This window comes from Flavobacterium humi, assembly GCF_004745595.1.
Classification (GTDB): Bacteria; Bacteroidota; Bacteroidia; order Flavobacteriales; family Flavobacteriaceae; genus Flavobacterium; species Flavobacterium humi.
Map to the genome: position 1 here is coordinate 120,710 of NZ_SRLH01000006.1, position 14,967 is coordinate 135,676.

Sequence of the window (14,967 nt, forward strand, 5' to 3'; positions counted from 1 at the left end):
CTTTTAATCACAAAAACAAGTTCGAGATTTCTACATTTCATTCATGCCAATAGTGTGAGCATTATATTGGATTCAATCCTAACTCTTTCAAATATTCGTTGTGTTTATCTGTGTTTGTTTTTATACTTTTATTTATTTCAGTTAGTTTAATGTTTACATCTTTCAAGTCAATTTGTATCTCGTCTTCTGAGGTACTCACATATCTTGAAATGTTTAGATTGTAGTCGTTCTTTTTGATTTCGTCCATTGAAACTCTACGAGAATAACGCTCTCTTTCATTTCTGAATTTGTACGTTTCTACTATATTGTCCAAATGTTTTTCAGAAAGTGTATTTTGTCGTTTTCCTTTTTCAAATTGTTCTCCTGCATTGATAAACAATACATCATCTTTCTTCTTACATCTTTTCAAAATCAAAATGCAAACAGGAATACCTGTCGAGTAAAATAAATTGGAAGGTAAACCAATTACAGTGTCAATATAGTTTTCTTTTAAAAGTTTTTCCCTTATTCTTGATTCTGCACCACTACGGAATAAAACTCCGTGAGGTAAAATAATTGCCATAGTTCCTTCTTTAGCTAAAAAGTGCATTCCGTGTAAAAGGAAAGCAAAGTCGGCTGCTGATTTGGGTGCTAAACCATATCCTTTGAAGCGAAAATCTTCTGCTAAAGTATCATTTGGTTCCCAACGCAAACTAAATGGCGGATTGGCTACAATGGCATCAAACTCAATTTTTTTACTCGGATTCATTTCATTGAGTAAATCCCATTGATTGAGCAAAGTGTCACCGTGGAATATCTCAAACTCGGAATCTTTCATACCGTGCAAAAGCATATTCATTCGGGCAAGATTGTAGGTTGTTATATTCTTTTCTTGCCCATAAATTTTACCGATATTTCCTTTAGCTTTCTTTAGTTGGGTTCTTACATTTAAAAGCAAAGAACCCGAACCACAAGTGAAATCCAAAACCTTGTTCAGTTTAGACTTATAACCAGTTGTTGGGTCGTGGGAATCTAACAATACAATTCGTGAAAGAATGGTTGAAATTTGTTGAGGCGTATAAAATTCTCCTGCCTTTTTTCCTGAACCTGCTGCAAACTTCCCAATCAAATATTCATAAGCATCACCAAGCGTGTCGGTATCGGTCGAAAAGTCTGCAATTCCTTCAGCTATTTTGGTTATTATCTTACAGAGTTTATCGTTTCTTTCTTTTTCAGTTTTACCAAGCTTTTCCGAATTCAGATTAATTTCAGAGAACAAGCCCTTAAAAGTGCTATCAAACGATTCATTTTCTATGTATCGAAACCCATCTCCTAAAGTTTTTAATAATTCACCTTTTTGAGTACGGGCTAACTCGGTAATGTTACTCCACAAAAATTTTGGTTTGATTACATAATGGACTTTTTTACGCATTTGTTCCTCAAACTCATCAATGTCTGCTTTATTTTTTTTGTACCAAAGTTCCAAAGGTGGTGGCACTAAAAAGTCTGCTCTTAAATCTTTTGACGGACTTGGTGGGTAATCTTTGCCTAATTCTTTTTTTGCGGCTTCTTCGTAATTGAAAGACAAATAACGAAGGAACAGAAATGAAAGCATATAATCACGGAAATCATCCGCATTCATTACGCCTCTCAAATCATTGGCAATGTCCCAAAGAGTATCGCCTAATTTTTTATTATTTTCTTTTTGTGTCATTGACTTGTCTTTTTTAAGCGAATATTTCAGGTAATTGGAATTCGTATTTTCCCAAAAATGCAGTTAATATTCTGTTGAATAATTCTTTGTTGTCTTCGTTCATTACTACAGGTTGATAGATGGAATACTTACCGTGACTTAACAAATTTAAAGCTCGTGAAAAAAGCATTTCATCTTCAACTCCTGTGATGCAACTTGAAAAGTCGTCATAGCCAAAAAAAGTTGATGTTTTTTCTAAAATAGCTCTCAACATATTAAAATGATAGGTATTTACTATGCCATTTTCTGAAACCTTTTTTAATTCGGTTAATATAGCAACGTGGTGAAAAAATGGTGTTTCATCTGTAGCTCTCAAAATGTAACCGTCCGCACCGTTTTTATGCAGGAAATGGCTTTTGTGCTCAATCTTCTTTAGCTCATTATACATTACGTTGTAGAATAATGAATGATGCGAAGAAATAACCACTTTTACTTTGTCTTTTCCCTTTTTCAAAAGTTTGGCTAAATCACTTGCTACACCAATGGCGTTGTTATCGTCTAATGATGAAATAGGGTCGTCTATGTAAATGTTTTTTACCCAGTTGTACGGACCATTACCATCATCATCAATGGCAAGTTCAATAAGGACAAGAAAAATACACCAAATAAAAATATTCTCTTCACCTCTTGAAACCTTAATGTCTGGTTGCATAATGTATTCAGGTTCACCAGTATCAGGTTTGAATTTTGGATTTTTTACTTGTTTTTTAAATGAAATAGTTTTTTTGATAAAATCAAGGTCAAAATTGAAGTCAGCGTAACGTTCTAAATAACCAAATATTTTTTCATCTAAAGCCAACTCCTTAAAACCATTAAAAAATGCAGACTGGGTATTTATAATTAAATGCCTTTCAATGTCATTATCTAGGTCGTTATTCCAATGAAAAAGGTCTTCTGTAAAAGCATTATAATAAAGTGTGTCAGTTTCAGGATTTTTCTTTCTCTGCTTGCTGATATTTTTGAACTCCATTGAAAGACGTGTTTTGCCCGTTCCATTATAGGCATACAGCAAAACAAAGTGATGATTGTTTAAATCGTCTCTTAGCCTGACAGCCACATTTTTTAATGTTTTGTACTTATATATTTTTTTTTGACCGCTCATTTTATTCAATCATTTTCGGAAATAAACTCTGCATCAATCCACTTTTGTGATGCTTCAACTCTTCGATTCTTTCCGTTTGAGCAGTGATTACTTCATCTAAAGCAGAAAGACAAGAAGCTATTTTTTGTTGCTCTTTTATATTGGGGGGAAACCAAACTTTGTAATTTTTAATTTGCTGTGCACTAATGTGAGGTATTCCAGAACTCGTATTTACTGAATCTACATATGTTCTAAAATTATCTGAAATGAAAAATTGATATATAAAACTAAAATCTGCTTTTTTATTTGCTCTGATTCTTGCTACTCTTTGAATTAAAATTGCATTTTCATCAGACTTACCTACAAGAGCAACATTTTTCCCAACTTTAGAACCGTCCATTGCAATAACAATGTCATTTTCTTTAACAAAATATCTCTTTAATTTTTCTAATGTTCCTAAATAGTATTTGTCAATTTCTTTTGAATGTCTGATATATCCTTCTGTTATATTGATGCCTCTTAATATTGGCATTCCAGATTCATCATCACATATTTCCTCACCTTTAAGTGCTATTCCAGAAAATAAATCAATAAAATCATCCACCTCTTTCAACATCCAAGCACCATCTTTCTCAAACTCCTTGAACCGATATTTCGGCACTTTCTTTCCCTCTTGCGGAAAAAGGTTTTGCATCAAGCCTTTTTTGTGGTCTTTGAGTAAATCCAATTTTTGAGTTTGACCTGCAATTACTTCGTCTAAAGACGAAAGGCAGGATGCGATTTTTTGTTGTTCTTGTGGGTTTGGAATTGGAACTTTTAGGTTGAGAAACGCAACTTTTGACAAGTTGTATCTAGTACTCCCTTGTGCTATTGCCGAAACAGACGTTCTATAAATTGGACTATGAAATAAGTATCGGGAAAATTGTGGTTGCGTTTTTTCTAATTCAAATGGTCTTAGGGCAAAGCAAAAACTATTCAAATAAATATCCTCTTTAGGAGAATCAACAAGCACAGATGCAAAGCCAACTTCATCTGGAGTTTCTGAAGAAGTAGTATATAAAATGTCACCTTTCTGGAGTGTGTTTTGGTTCTCATTTTCATCAATTTCAACTTTACCGCACTTTTGGTAATCTATAATGGAGTTGTCGAAAACTTGCTTGTAAGTTACATATGATTTACCTGTACCAAAATCTTCACCACTTTTACCAGTTAGCCCATTTATAGTTATGCCAAGCTCAGAAATTTTCTTTTCTGCCCAATCTCCATCATTCTCAAAGTCAGGAAAACGCAATTCAGGTGTTAATTTTTTCTTCTTACTCATACGCTGCTAATCCTGAAATTTCACGCCCTTGGGCAAGTTTTTTTAATTGTGGTACTAAATCTTCCATCAATGCCAACTCTTTTACTCTGCGTTCTTTCCAACTCAAATCCAATGGTGCTAAAAGGTCGGTTAGTTTTTCACCGTCAAAAATCATTCGGCTCGTTATCTTTTCAATAAATTTTTTTAAGTCAGTCGTTTGCAAGCCGTGTTTGTTAGCAATTGTCGCTATTTCCTTATTGTACTTATCGTCTTTAAATTTGTCATAGCCCTTGCGAAGCATTTCAACATCTTGTCCGCTTTCCCAATCTAAACCATTGATATATTCAGTTAAATCTTCTTCTTCATCCATTAAATTGGAATTGGATTTCAACAAGCTAATCACTTGTGATTTAGTCATTTTTTGCTTGGCAGGTTTCTTTTGTGTGCTGTCGGCAATCAAACTCATTATGTAATCGTAATCTATTACGGCAGAAGCAAACAACACAAATTCAAAATCAAGTTGCTGAATTTCAGGCGGTGCATTTTCACCTTCTTTTTGTTGTATTTCTCGTAACTGCTTGGCTGTTTCTATGTACGAACTACGGAACTCTTGCAAAGATTCTTCGGGCAAAATAGCTTCAATTTTTGCTTTTTGTTTTTCGTCTATGTCCGTGTATTGGTCAAGCTGTGTTTTTAACCTTTGTACTTCTTTGAAATTTTTCACAAAGGCAATTCTTGCTGCATCACCTTTTAAATTGTAAACTTCCTGTGGTTCGTTTACCAAATTATGCTCCTGCATAAATACACCCAATTTCTCAACCGCTTCTTTGTACTTGTCAATCATTACAGGTGCAGGGTCAACCAACCAAATTTCTCTTGCTTTTCCTTTGTCTTCTCCTGAGAACAATGCAATGGCTTGATTTACGGAATCCTGTTGCGAACGGAAATCTAAAATATTTCCATAAGGTTTGGTGTCGTTCAATACACGGTTTGTTCTTGAAAATGCCTGAATCAATCCGTGGTATTTCAAATTCTTGTCCACATACAAGGTATTCAAGTATTTGCTATCGAAACCCGTGAGCAACATATCTACTACTATGGTAATGTCAATTTTATTCTCGTGTGAATAATCTTTGTTGCTGTATTGTTGGTCTTTGATTCGTTTTTGTACATCTTGATAGTACAAATCAAATTCATTGATGATGTGATTGGTGTTAAATTGCTTATTGTAATTTTCTATTATTTCCGTTAATGCTTTTTTCTTCTCTTCTGGATTTTGTTTGTTATCCTCACGTTCTTGCGTCAAATCTTCCTGTAATTGTTTGATGTCAGCCGCATTTTTTTGACTTTGTTGGTCCCCTTGTTTAGCAATGAGTTGAGAAGGTGGCGAAAACACACAAGCAACATTTAATGGGGCATACTCAGTATTTTCCGTTTGTTTCTTCTTTTGAATTTCTTTGAATAACTGATAATATTCAATTGCATTATTGATGGATGCCGCAGCCAAAACCGCATTAAATTTTCGTGAATTGGTGGCAGCATTGTGTTTGGTTAAAATTGCTTCTACAACTGCTTGTCTTGAAATAACCTCTCCTGGTTTTTGATTTTTGTTGCCTTTGAAATAATCAATATGAAAACGCAATACATTTTTATCTTCAATAGCGTGTGTAATTGTGTATGCGTGTAGTCTTTTTTGGAAAATGTCTTCTGTAATTTTATAAGAAGCGTATTCGCCTTCTCTTATGCTGTACGTGGCATTTTCGTCAAAAATAGGTGTACCTGTAAAACCGAATAATTGAGCATTTGGGAAAAACTCTTTAATCGCTTTGTGATTTTCACCAAACTGCGAACGGTGACATTCGTCAAAGATAAAAACGACACGTTTTTTACTCAATGGCTCTAATCGCTCTTTATAGTTTTTCTTGTAAGTTCCATCCAATGCCAAGCCTAATTTTTGAATGGTGGTAACAATTACTTTGTCGGCATAATCTGTAGAAAGTAAACGCTTTACTAAAGTTTCAGTATTTGTGTTTTCTTCTACGCTTCCTTCCTGAAATTTATTGAACTCCTCACGGGTTTGTCGGTCAAGGTCTTTACGGTCAACCACAAACAAACATTTTTCAATTTCGTGATTGTCCTTTAAAAGGGTAGAAGCTTTGAAAGAAGTTAAGGTTTTACCGCTACCTGTGGTGTGCCAAATGTAGCCGTTACCTCTGTTTTGTTTAACACATTCTTCAATTGCCTTTACTGCATAAATTTGATAAGGTCGCATAACGAGCAATTTCTGTTCGCTTTCCACCAAAACCATATACTTGCTTATCATTTCACCAAGTGTGCACTTGCCAAGAAACTTTTCAGTGAATGAATCAAGGTGAGTAATTTTCTTATTGCTTTCGTCTGCTAATTGATAAATCGGTAAAAACTGTTCATCTGCATTAAATTGAAAATGCTGAATCTTGTTATTTGCAAAATAGTAGGTGTTACTTCTATTACTAACAATGAACAATTGCATAAAGCAAAGCAATGAATTTCCGTAACCGTTGCCCGCTTCGTTTTTGTAATCTACGATTTGCTGCATTGCTTTTCGTGCTGAAATGTCGAGCTTCTTTAACTCGATTTGCACCACTGGTAAGCCATTAATCAGTAATATGATGTCGTAGCGTTGATGACTGTTTTCGGTATTTATACGTAACTGACTTATAACTTCAAAATCGTTTTTGCACCAATCTTTTATATTTACCAATGTGTAATGCAATGGTGTTCCGTCCTCACGTTGGAAAAATTGTCTTTCACGCAATTTCTTAGAAGCTACAAATACATCAGAGTTTATAATTTCCTCTCGAAGTCTTAAAAACTCATTGTCTGTCAAGTGAACACGGTTAAGTTCTTCAAATTTTGCTTTGAAATTTTGCTCAAGCGTTTTCCTGTCAACTATGTCTGGTCGGTAAATGTATTTCAGCCCTTTTAGTTGCTCTATGAGGTTTAATTCTATTTGATTCTCTTTACTCATTCTTCTTTCAATAAATCTTTGGCATTAACATCCAAAATTTTTGCAATTCGGTACAAATCTTCAAGGCTTGGTTGTCTCACATTGCGAGAATACTCGTTAATTGTGTTGTAACTTTTATCCAACTTCTTAGCAAGCCAAGTTTGGGAAATGCCTTTTTCTTTAAGTACTTCTTTAATTCGGTTCATTGAAGCCTAATTAATTTTTAACAGGTCAAAGATAGTAAAATTGCACTGCTGAGTAGTGTAAATGTCCACAATATTGTCGTGGGTGAATAGGGGCAAGCTTTTTTGGTTTTTCAGCGTTGGCTTTTGCCAAATCCCAAACCAATCAAAAGTAATATGGATATACCTAAAAGCAAAAACCTACTCCGTAATGGAATAGGTCTTCTGTTTTATTTAAAAAGGTTCATTTTTCCAAAACCACCGTCAATACAGGTTTCAACGACACATTGTGTTTTGTATTTTTCTGGGACTTCATCAATAAAGTTATACTCCGATAATACATCATAACATGTGTCCAAACTCGATTCTGTTAGATAACTACCGTATTTTATCCTGAATCTTTTGAAAAATTCATCGATTGTTATTCGTTTGGTTTTGGTTTCCATGGCAACCGCTTCCGCTTCATTGGTATCATCAGCATCACCCGCAACCGAATCCATAATAGCGCATTCAACCTCATTTTTTGCGCTGGTATCTTTAACACAGGTTTTAACACCATGCTCCAAAATGATTCGGTTCATGGTTTCCATTACCACCGTTTTATCTTTTTCCTCGCATAACAACGCATCATAAACGTATAGGACATAAATCCCAATCGAATTAAGGTATTTTATAACATCGGTCATTATTACAACTTCGAGCTTAAACATTTTTTGCGAAGTGATTTTGTGACCATTGGTTTTTTTGTCATGGTAAAGCCTTGAAAGCATATTCGCTTCATTTTTGGAATAATAATTAAATAATGGTGATGCTGTCATACCGTGCCAATTTTTATTGAAAAAGCTCAAATGCTCAATCTTCACCAATTTTTCATCAATTCCAGCCAGTTCCGCTATTTTCTCATGCGTTAAATATTCATGTTTGCCTTGGTACAGGTACATTGCTAAATTCGGGTGCAACGCCCTGTAATCGCATTCAACCAACTTTTTGCCATCTATGGTAATTTCATTGCGAATCCATGCAGGCATCAACGTGAAAGAATCCACCACACGCCCACCACTTTTATGGTCTCCAGCGACTGGAATCATAAAGCCTCGGTTGGTCAAGTATTCAAATATTTTGATGTGGTCTTCCACAAATCTCCTATTGTCGGCATCTGCCCAGTAACTATTATCATGCTTGTTTCGCATGGTCAGGATTTTGCCTTTTTTGGTTGTGTATTTGTTTTTTACCAGTTGTTTCCCAATCTCCAGAAATTCTTTGGATGTAGGCAATTCAATTCTAGGGTATAACTTCACGAGATTGTAGCAGATTGTATTTTCCAAAGCTTCATTAAACAGCCTGTAATAGATTTTGTTTCTGTTTTGGATAATTCCGTTGTCTTTGATAATATAGTCGGTTAAACCTGGCTTAAAATAACTGTCAGGTAACCTGTATTTTCTGGAGTGTCCGCCTTTGACATAACGACCATCAACTTCAATCATAGCTCCCGTTGAAGTACCCGCAAGCAAAGCTTCAATGATTCTTGGATAAACGAAAGTATTGTCTTTGTTTTTGGTCTGTTCGTGAAGTATTTTAGAATTTAGGTGCTTCCAGCGGTCATCTGTGTAATGTGTGCTGGCAAGATTCGATGCCACCAAAAGGCATTTTTCCACTGCCACATCAATATCGGGGTCGATTGCTTTTAAAAGTTCTTCTGAAACATGTTTTCTTAGGTTGGTTTCCATTTTTTTCGGAATCCAAATCGAATTAACATTTGGGAAGATTAGGGCTAATTCGGCAAAATTTTCATCATGGTGAAGGATTTGTAAATCCTCTGTATCGCCTGTAAGCGATAGGTAATCGTTTTTAAGATTCATTGTATATTCTCTTATTCTGCTTCACCCAGCGTGTGGGTGATTATTGTTTTTGGCTCCTACACTCGGTAAGAGAAGCTGGGGTAATTACTCCCCAGCAACCAAGGATTTTAATGAGTTTTCTCTCATATGTTCAATTATACTAACAAATCTGAAAACAGTCAAGCACTTTGAAGGACTATTTTTTAAAAACTTTTATTTACTGGTTTTGGAATAGCGCAAACAGTGCATAAACATATTAATCCAATACTTCTCTATTACCTTATTTTATTGGTATTACATAAGATTATTATACAATATATTTAAGTAACATATATGAGTATAAATGAAGAAATAATAAGAAAATAGTAAGAAGATATTAATAGAAATAATACTAAATAAAATAATTAGTACTTAATAGTAGTAGAAAATTGCAAAACTTTAATGTAGTGGGTGTGGCTGATGCTAAGCACCAACAAATAGCGCAGATATTTCAACATTTAGCGCTTTAGCAATACGGATGCACTTGTCAATTCCCATGATTTGCTTACCTAACATATAACGTCTGAGAGCTTCAATGTCCAAATCAGCATCATGAGCCACATGTCTTACTTTCAGATTTTTATCCTCGATAATTTTTTTAATGTTAATACCAACATTTTTGACTGATTCAGGAATTTCCGTTTTTCTCATCTTATATTCATTAAGACACGAAAAGTATAAGTAACGTGTCAAAAAAACAGGAACGTATAATTCCAGTCATATTCGTCTGTTTTTATATATTTGTTTGATTAATAATTTATTTTATGAAAAATTATACCTTAAAAACGCCAGCTTTAATAATCCTGTCTTTTCTTTTTGTGAATTGCAAAAACAACAATGCTGAGAATAAAAATTTGCCTTCCCCAAATGTTAGACCTTTAGAAGAAAGTTCCAATAGCGGTGAAACTTCATCGTATCAATCCGAAACGGTTAAAATTGGTGGACTGGAATGGACTTCAATAAATTTGGAAGTGAGTACATTTAAAAATGGTGATACTATTTTCCATGCGAAAACTAATAAAGAATGGGAACGAGCTGGAAAACTTCACATACCCGCCTACTGTTATTATGACAATAATCCACTAAATGGTGATATATACGGGAAACTTTATAATTGGTATGCGGTTATGGACGAAAGGGGACTTGCACCCGAAGGTTACTTTATTCCAAGCGATAATGAATATTGGGTTTTGCTGGGTCACTATAATATGTATCAACATTCAGACAATGAAAGAAGTTCGCAAGCATCTTCAAAGCTTCAAACTAGAGGTTCAGGGTCATTTCAGGCTGTGCTTGGTGGGTATCGAATGGAAACGGGTGGTTTTGCTAAAATCGATGAAGCTGGACATTGGTGGTCGTCAGAAAATTTTTGGAAGCAAGGTTTAAACGGTTCTGAAATCAAAATCCAACCAAGCGAATTATATATGGATGATACTTTTGTTTCAGGACCTGGGGCTGGTGTATATGATGCTGGGTGTGGGTATTCAATTCGATGTGTTAAAGGTGAATCTATGAGAACTACTAAGATACCAGTTTTAGAAAATGAACATATCGAGGTTGATAAAAATGGAAAACTAAGAAATGGAGTAGTAACATTTTATAGTAGTATGGGGAACGTTTCAAAAACATTTGTTAATGGTGTTGAAAATGGCGAACGATTAAGTTTTAGTCCTTACGGTGATTTGCTTAGCAAAGAAATGTATAAGAAAGCTCAGTTGAATGGTTTATCAATTTACTACCATGACAGCCATTGGAAGCATAAAACACATGAAGGAAATTATGTTAATGGGAAAAAAGAAGGCGAATGGATATATTATGATTGGATTGCAAAACCAGAGCTAGCTGAAAAATTTGAAATGCGTATCACAAAAAGAGAGTACTATCAGAATAATGAAAAAATAAAAACAGTTTATGAACCCCAACCTTAGCTTTTAAAGTAGAACAGGTCAATATTATAGGCGAATAATGTTCCCATAGCGCACCGCATTAGCACGCTTGCGCTATAGGTTTCAAAAGTCAGAATGCCACCCCTAGGTGGTAAAAACACCCCTCTCCCCCTGTAAACGTTGTGAAAAGTTGGGAAATGTGTTTTCTAACGGTTACCACCCTCATAGGCGAACATTCCCTTAATGTATTATGGTGTGCATGATGTGGCGTTTAAATTTTCCAGAATTTTTTGAGAAATGGATTTTGGAAGATATTTATTAGATAAAGAGGCACTATGAGGATAATCATTACATTAAGCCAGCTGAGGCGAATATTAAGGTCAGAAACCGTTAAATTTCCTATAACATTTGAAGTAACGAATTTTACGGATGAAGAACTTACAGAGTTTTCACAAATGTTGCAACCAAAAAAGAAACGAGACTAACCTCTCGTTTTTTTTATAGCGGAACTTTCTTAAAAATATGCGCTAAAAACCATAACTAAGTATAAATCATAAAAAAACAACTTGCAACGTGTTACATTTCGTAGTAAGTTTGTCTTAATCTGAATAAGCATGGTAAAATATGACAAATAACAACCGTTAGCCTTGTGCGGTGAATTCAGGACAAAAGGCTTAACACGTTTCAATTAATGGAATATGTTAACAGTAAAGAAGCGATGAGAATGTTATCAATTAAGAGTACAACAACGCTGATGAAGTATGAGAGTGAGGGCAAAATTAAACCAACTCGAATTTTAGGAAGCAACCGTAAAAGATATAAGGTTGTGGATTTGCAAAAAATATTAAAAGGCTACTAATTTAGTAGTCTTTTTTTATGAGGTTACGTTTTTTTCTACCGTTTTTTCTACCGTAAAAGAAAAAACCCTTGACTATCTTATTGATATTCAAGGGTTTTCATTTTTAAAAGTGGTGCCTCCAGGAATCGAACCAGGGACACACGGATTTTCAGTCCGTTGCTCTACCAACTGAGCTAAGGCACCTTTGCTGTTGCGGGTGCAAATATAGAACCATTTTTCATTTATCCAAAACAAATTTTTAAAAAAATCTATTCGTAACTTTGGATACTCAAAATAAACTCCATGATTTTAACTGTAGATGTTGGGAATACCCGAATTAAAAGCGCTGTATTTGAGAATGATACACTTGTAGAAGTAATGGTTTTTCCCCATGAAAATTTTTTCGGGACGATTGAAAATATTTTAAAAAAATTTCAAAACATCACTGTTTTGGCCGTTGCATCTGTCGGAAAACTGGATGTGGAAGCCTTCAAATCGTTTTCAGATAGGGTGAAAATCCATTTTATTACCCGTGAAAATGCTTTTCCATTCCTAAATCAGTATGCCACTCCGCAGACTTTAGGTATTGACCGTATGGTTTTGGCTGCCGGGGCCGTCCTTCAATTCCCGGGACAGAACAGGTTGATTATAGATGCAGGCACTTGTGTAACCTATGATTTTGTAGATGAAAACGATGTGTATCATGGCGGGGCCATTTCGCCCGGGACTAGATTGCGTTACGAATCCATGCACAATTATACGGCTAAACTTCCCTTACTGACCTTGGAAGATCCCGGGAGCCTAATCGGTAATTCAACAGGACAGTCCATGCATTCGGGGGTGATTAACGGTTTGGCTTTTGAAATTGACGGTTATATCGATGCTTTACAAAGTGAAAATGAAAACTTTATCATAATTTTAACTGGTGGCGACGCTAATTTTTTGGCTAAACGATTAAAAAATACCATATTTGCCAATTCAAATTTTCTTCTGGAGAGTTTGAATAATCTTTATCTATATCAAAATCGAAAATGATTAAAAAAATCTTATTAGGCAGTTTGATGCTGCTTTCGCTACATAGTTTTGCCCAGGAAAGTACCGCTTCTCCATATTCTTTCTACGGATTAGGAGAAGTAAAGTTCAAAGGGACGGTTGAAAATAAATCTATGGGAGGATTGGGTATTTTGCCTGATAGTATCCATACGAATTTGCAAAACCCTGCGGCATTATCGGCGTTAAAGCTTACTTTGTTCTCAGTTGCCGGAACGTACAATACCCAGTCACTGAAAACAGAATCGGCCTCTGAAAAAGCCAGAAGGACTTCTTTGGATTACATTGCCATGGCATTCCCAGCCGGAAAACTTGGGTTGACCTTGGGGATGATGCCTTATTCTTCGGTAGGATATAAGATACGATATGAATCGCCTACCGATGTTAAAGACAACAAAGGAAAAGGAGGCGTTAACAGGGTATTTGTGGGAGCAGGTTACCAGCTTACATCAAAAATAAGCGTAGGGTTGGATTTTGGATACAATTTCGGGAAAATCGAAACCACTACAGCTGTTTTTCCAGTGCCCGCCATTCAAAATGGATCAAGAGAATTAAACACTTCCGTGCTTAACGGGATAAATTTCAATGCGGGAGCGATTTACAAGACAAAAATCAAAAAATACGATTTCATCACAAGTGCCACTTTTTCGCCGGAAGCTAATATAAAATCCAGTAATACCAGGAATACTGCCACCATTACTTACGATTCTCAAGGAAATGAAATTGTGATCGATCCAAGAGATGTTTCTGTTGCCGATTCGGATTTGAAGATGCCGTCGAAGTTTTCATTCGGTTCAGGGATCGGGGAAATCAGGAAATGGTTTGTGGGCTTTGAAACCACTTTCCAGGGGAAAAGGGAATTTGGGAACGCTTATGCAGAGAAAGCCAGTTTCGAGAGTTCTTCAAAATTCTCTTTAGGAGGGTATTATGTCCCGAATTACAATTCGTTTACCAATTATTTCAATAAAATAACGTACAGGGGAGGTCTTCGTTACGAAAATACAGGCTTGGTAGTCAATTCACAATCCATAAAAGACAGAGCCTTGACTTTAGGTCTTGGATTGCCAATCAACGGATCTTTTTCCAATATCAACATCGGTTTTGAGTTCGGTAAAAGAGGGACAACCGTTGCCAACCTGGTTCAGGAAAACTATTTCAATGTTTCCGTAGGGCTATCCTTTAACGACAGATGGTTCGTGAAACGTAAATACGATTAATTTTTTTTGATGCAAGCAAAACTCCGTCGGATCATATCATTTCAAAAAGTGCTGTTGCTTAGTGCGGCGACACTTTTTTTGATTTCCTGTGAAGACAATATCAATGAAGTCCGGAAAATCAATATCAAAGAGCTCAATCCTGTTGGGGAAGCCACGGATTTTAACTTGAAATATACCGATTCGGGCAAGATAAAAGCCATTTTGATTTCGCCTCAAATGCTCGATTTTTCTCATTTGGAATTCCCTTTTACCGAATTCCCGAAAGGAGTGAACGTGACCATTTATGATAACCAGGGGAATAAAAGTTTCGTAACCTCAAATTACGCTATTTCGTATTCGGGTTCCAATCTTATAGATTTGAGCGGAAAGGTGAAAATTACCACGCATGACGGTAAGATGCTGGAAACGGAACAATTGTATTACGACCAGAAAAACGAATGGTTTTTTACCCAAAAGGCTTATAAGTTTACCGATAAAGGCAATGTGATTGAAGGTTTGGGAATTGATTTCAGCAAGGACTTTAAAACATTGGATACACAACAAATTACAGGGGTTTACAGCCTTTAACATAAATCAGGACACATGAATTATTTAAAATACACTCAATATGTTTACTTGTTGGCAGGATTATATTTTGCTTACGACGGATTTTCAAAACTGAATTCGGGAACAGATGCCCCGTATCTTAGCTTTTGCATTGCTGGCGCTGCCATTGTGATGTTTTTCTTCCGTAGGAAATTTGCAAAAAAATTCGACAATTACAACAAGAAACAATAAAAATTTAAACTTTCTATTAAAATAAAAGCGAACAACTT

Annotated in this window: 12 protein-coding genes and 1 tRNA gene; 5 read left to right on the forward strand and 8 right to left on the reverse strand. The window is 35.5% G+C overall.

What is annotated here, in order from left to right; all coding sequences use genetic code 11:
- Nucleotides 1-61: 61 nt before the first annotated feature.
- The 7 genes from E4635_RS11965 to E4635_RS11995 all read right to left on the reverse strand — a co-directional run bounded on the left by E4635_RS11965 (nt 62) and on the right by E4635_RS11995 (nt 9,812).
- On the reverse strand, nt 62-1,693 hold the full coding sequence (locus tag E4635_RS11965; protein ID WP_135526934.1) for a type I restriction-modification system subunit M: 1,632 nt from the start codon (nt 1,691-1,693) through the stop codon (nt 62-64).
- 13 nt (nt 1,694-1,706) lie between these two features.
- Nucleotides 1,707-2,834 carry an AAA family ATPase gene (locus tag E4635_RS11970; protein ID WP_135526935.1) on the reverse strand — a complete coding sequence of 376 codons (1,128 nt, stop codon included), beginning with the start codon at nt 2,832-2,834 and terminating at the stop codon, nt 1,707-1,709.
- 1 nt (nt 2,835) lies between these two features.
- Entirely contained in the window at nt 2,836-4,134 is a 1,299-nt protein-coding gene (locus tag E4635_RS11975) for a restriction endonuclease subunit S (protein WP_135526936.1), read from the reverse strand.
- Nucleotides 4,127-7,123, reverse strand: coding sequence for a type I restriction endonuclease subunit R (locus tag E4635_RS11980; RefSeq protein WP_135526937.1), 2,997 nt, complete (start codon nt 7,121-7,123; stop codon nt 4,127-4,129). Before E4635_RS11980 ends, E4635_RS11975 begins: the two co-directional genes overlap by 8 nt.
- Nucleotides 7,120-7,308 (reverse strand): helix-turn-helix transcriptional regulator, encoded by a 189-nt coding sequence (locus E4635_RS11985; protein WP_135526938.1) that lies wholly within the window; start codon nt 7,306-7,308, stop codon nt 7,120-7,122. Before E4635_RS11985 ends, E4635_RS11980 begins: the two co-directional genes overlap by 4 nt.
- A gap of 206 nt (nt 7,309-7,514) precedes the next feature.
- A complete protein-coding gene (locus E4635_RS11990) occupies nt 7,515-9,143 on the reverse strand; it encodes a hypothetical protein (RefSeq protein WP_135526939.1) in 1,629 nt (542 codons plus the stop codon).
- 441 nt (nt 9,144-9,584) lie between these two features.
- Entirely contained in the window at nt 9,585-9,812 is a 228-nt protein-coding gene (locus E4635_RS11995; RefSeq protein WP_135526940.1) for a helix-turn-helix domain-containing protein, read from the reverse strand.
- 113 nt (nt 9,813-9,925) lie between these two features.
- Between E4635_RS11995 and E4635_RS12000 the strand changes: the two genes are divergently transcribed.
- The gene (locus E4635_RS12000) at nt 9,926-11,089 is read left to right on the forward strand and encodes an FISUMP domain-containing protein (protein WP_135526941.1); all 1,164 of its coding nucleotides are present in this window, start codon (nt 9,926-9,928) and stop codon (nt 11,087-11,089) included.
- Between the two features lie 927 nt (nt 11,090-12,016).
- Here E4635_RS12000 and E4635_RS12010 read toward each other — a convergent pair.
- Nucleotides 12,017-12,089: transfer RNA gene (locus E4635_RS12010), tRNA-Phe, on the reverse strand.
- Nucleotides 12,090-12,188: 99 nt separating this feature from the next.
- On the opposite strand from E4635_RS12010, the gene E4635_RS12015 reads away from it, so the two are divergent.
- The 4 genes from E4635_RS12015 to E4635_RS12030 are packed head-to-tail and all read left to right on the forward strand — an operon-like array spanning nt 12,189 to nt 14,929.
- Nucleotides 12,189-12,920 (forward strand): type III pantothenate kinase, encoded by a 732-nt coding sequence (locus E4635_RS12015; RefSeq protein ID WP_135526943.1) that lies wholly within the window; start codon nt 12,189-12,191, stop codon nt 12,918-12,920.
- A complete protein-coding gene (locus E4635_RS12020) occupies nt 12,917-14,152 on the forward strand; it encodes an outer membrane beta-barrel protein (protein ID WP_135526944.1) in 1,236 nt (411 codons plus the stop codon). Before E4635_RS12015 ends, E4635_RS12020 begins: the two co-directional genes overlap by 4 nt.
- A gap of 9 nt (nt 14,153-14,161) precedes the next feature.
- Nucleotides 14,162-14,719, forward strand: coding sequence for an LPS export ABC transporter periplasmic protein LptC (lptC, locus tag E4635_RS12025; RefSeq protein ID WP_135526945.1), 558 nt, complete (start codon nt 14,162-14,164; stop codon nt 14,717-14,719).
- 15 nt (nt 14,720-14,734) lie between these two features.
- On the forward strand, nt 14,735-14,929 hold the full coding sequence (locus tag E4635_RS12030; protein WP_135526946.1) for a hypothetical protein: 195 nt from the start codon (nt 14,735-14,737) through the stop codon (nt 14,927-14,929).
- The last annotated feature ends 38 nt before the right edge of the window (nt 14,930-14,967 follow it).

What these genes read in the sequence shown, in the direction of transcription:
- E4635_RS11965 (WP_135526934.1), bottom strand. Translation starts at nt 1,693, where the DNA reads ATGACACAAAAAGAAAATAATAAAAAATTAGGCGATACTCTTTGGGAC.
- E4635_RS11970 (WP_135526935.1), bottom strand. Translation starts at nt 2,834, where the DNA reads ATGAGCGGTCAAAAAAAAATATATAAGTACAAAACATTAAAAAATGTG.
- E4635_RS11975 (WP_135526936.1), bottom strand. Translation starts at nt 4,134, where the DNA reads ATGAGTAAGAAGAAAAAATTAACACCTGAATTGCGTTTTCCTGACTTT.
- E4635_RS11980 (WP_135526937.1), bottom strand. Translation starts at nt 7,123, where the DNA reads ATGAGTAAAGAGAATCAAATAGAATTAAACCTCATAGAGCAACTAAAA.
- E4635_RS11985 (WP_135526938.1), bottom strand. Translation starts at nt 7,308, where the DNA reads ATGAACCGAATTAAAGAAGTACTTAAAGAAAAAGGCATTTCCCAAACT.
- E4635_RS11990 (WP_135526939.1), bottom strand. Translation starts at nt 9,143, where the DNA reads ATGAATCTTAAAAACGATTACCTATCGCTTACAGGCGATACAGAGGAT.
- E4635_RS11995 (WP_135526940.1), bottom strand. Translation starts at nt 9,812, where the DNA reads ATGAGAAAAACGGAAATTCCTGAATCAGTCAAAAATGTTGGTATTAAC.
- E4635_RS12000 (WP_135526941.1), top strand. Translation starts at nt 9,926, where the DNA reads ATGAAAAATTATACCTTAAAAACGCCAGCTTTAATAATCCTGTCTTTT.
- E4635_RS12015 (WP_135526943.1), top strand. Translation starts at nt 12,189, where the DNA reads ATGATTTTAACTGTAGATGTTGGGAATACCCGAATTAAAAGCGCTGTA.
- E4635_RS12020 (WP_135526944.1), top strand. Translation starts at nt 12,917, where the DNA reads ATGATTAAAAAAATCTTATTAGGCAGTTTGATGCTGCTTTCGCTACAT.
- lptC (WP_135526945.1), top strand. Translation starts at nt 14,162, where the DNA reads ATGCAAGCAAAACTCCGTCGGATCATATCATTTCAAAAAGTGCTGTTG.
- E4635_RS12030 (WP_135526946.1), top strand. Translation starts at nt 14,735, where the DNA reads ATGAATTATTTAAAATACACTCAATATGTTTACTTGTTGGCAGGATTA.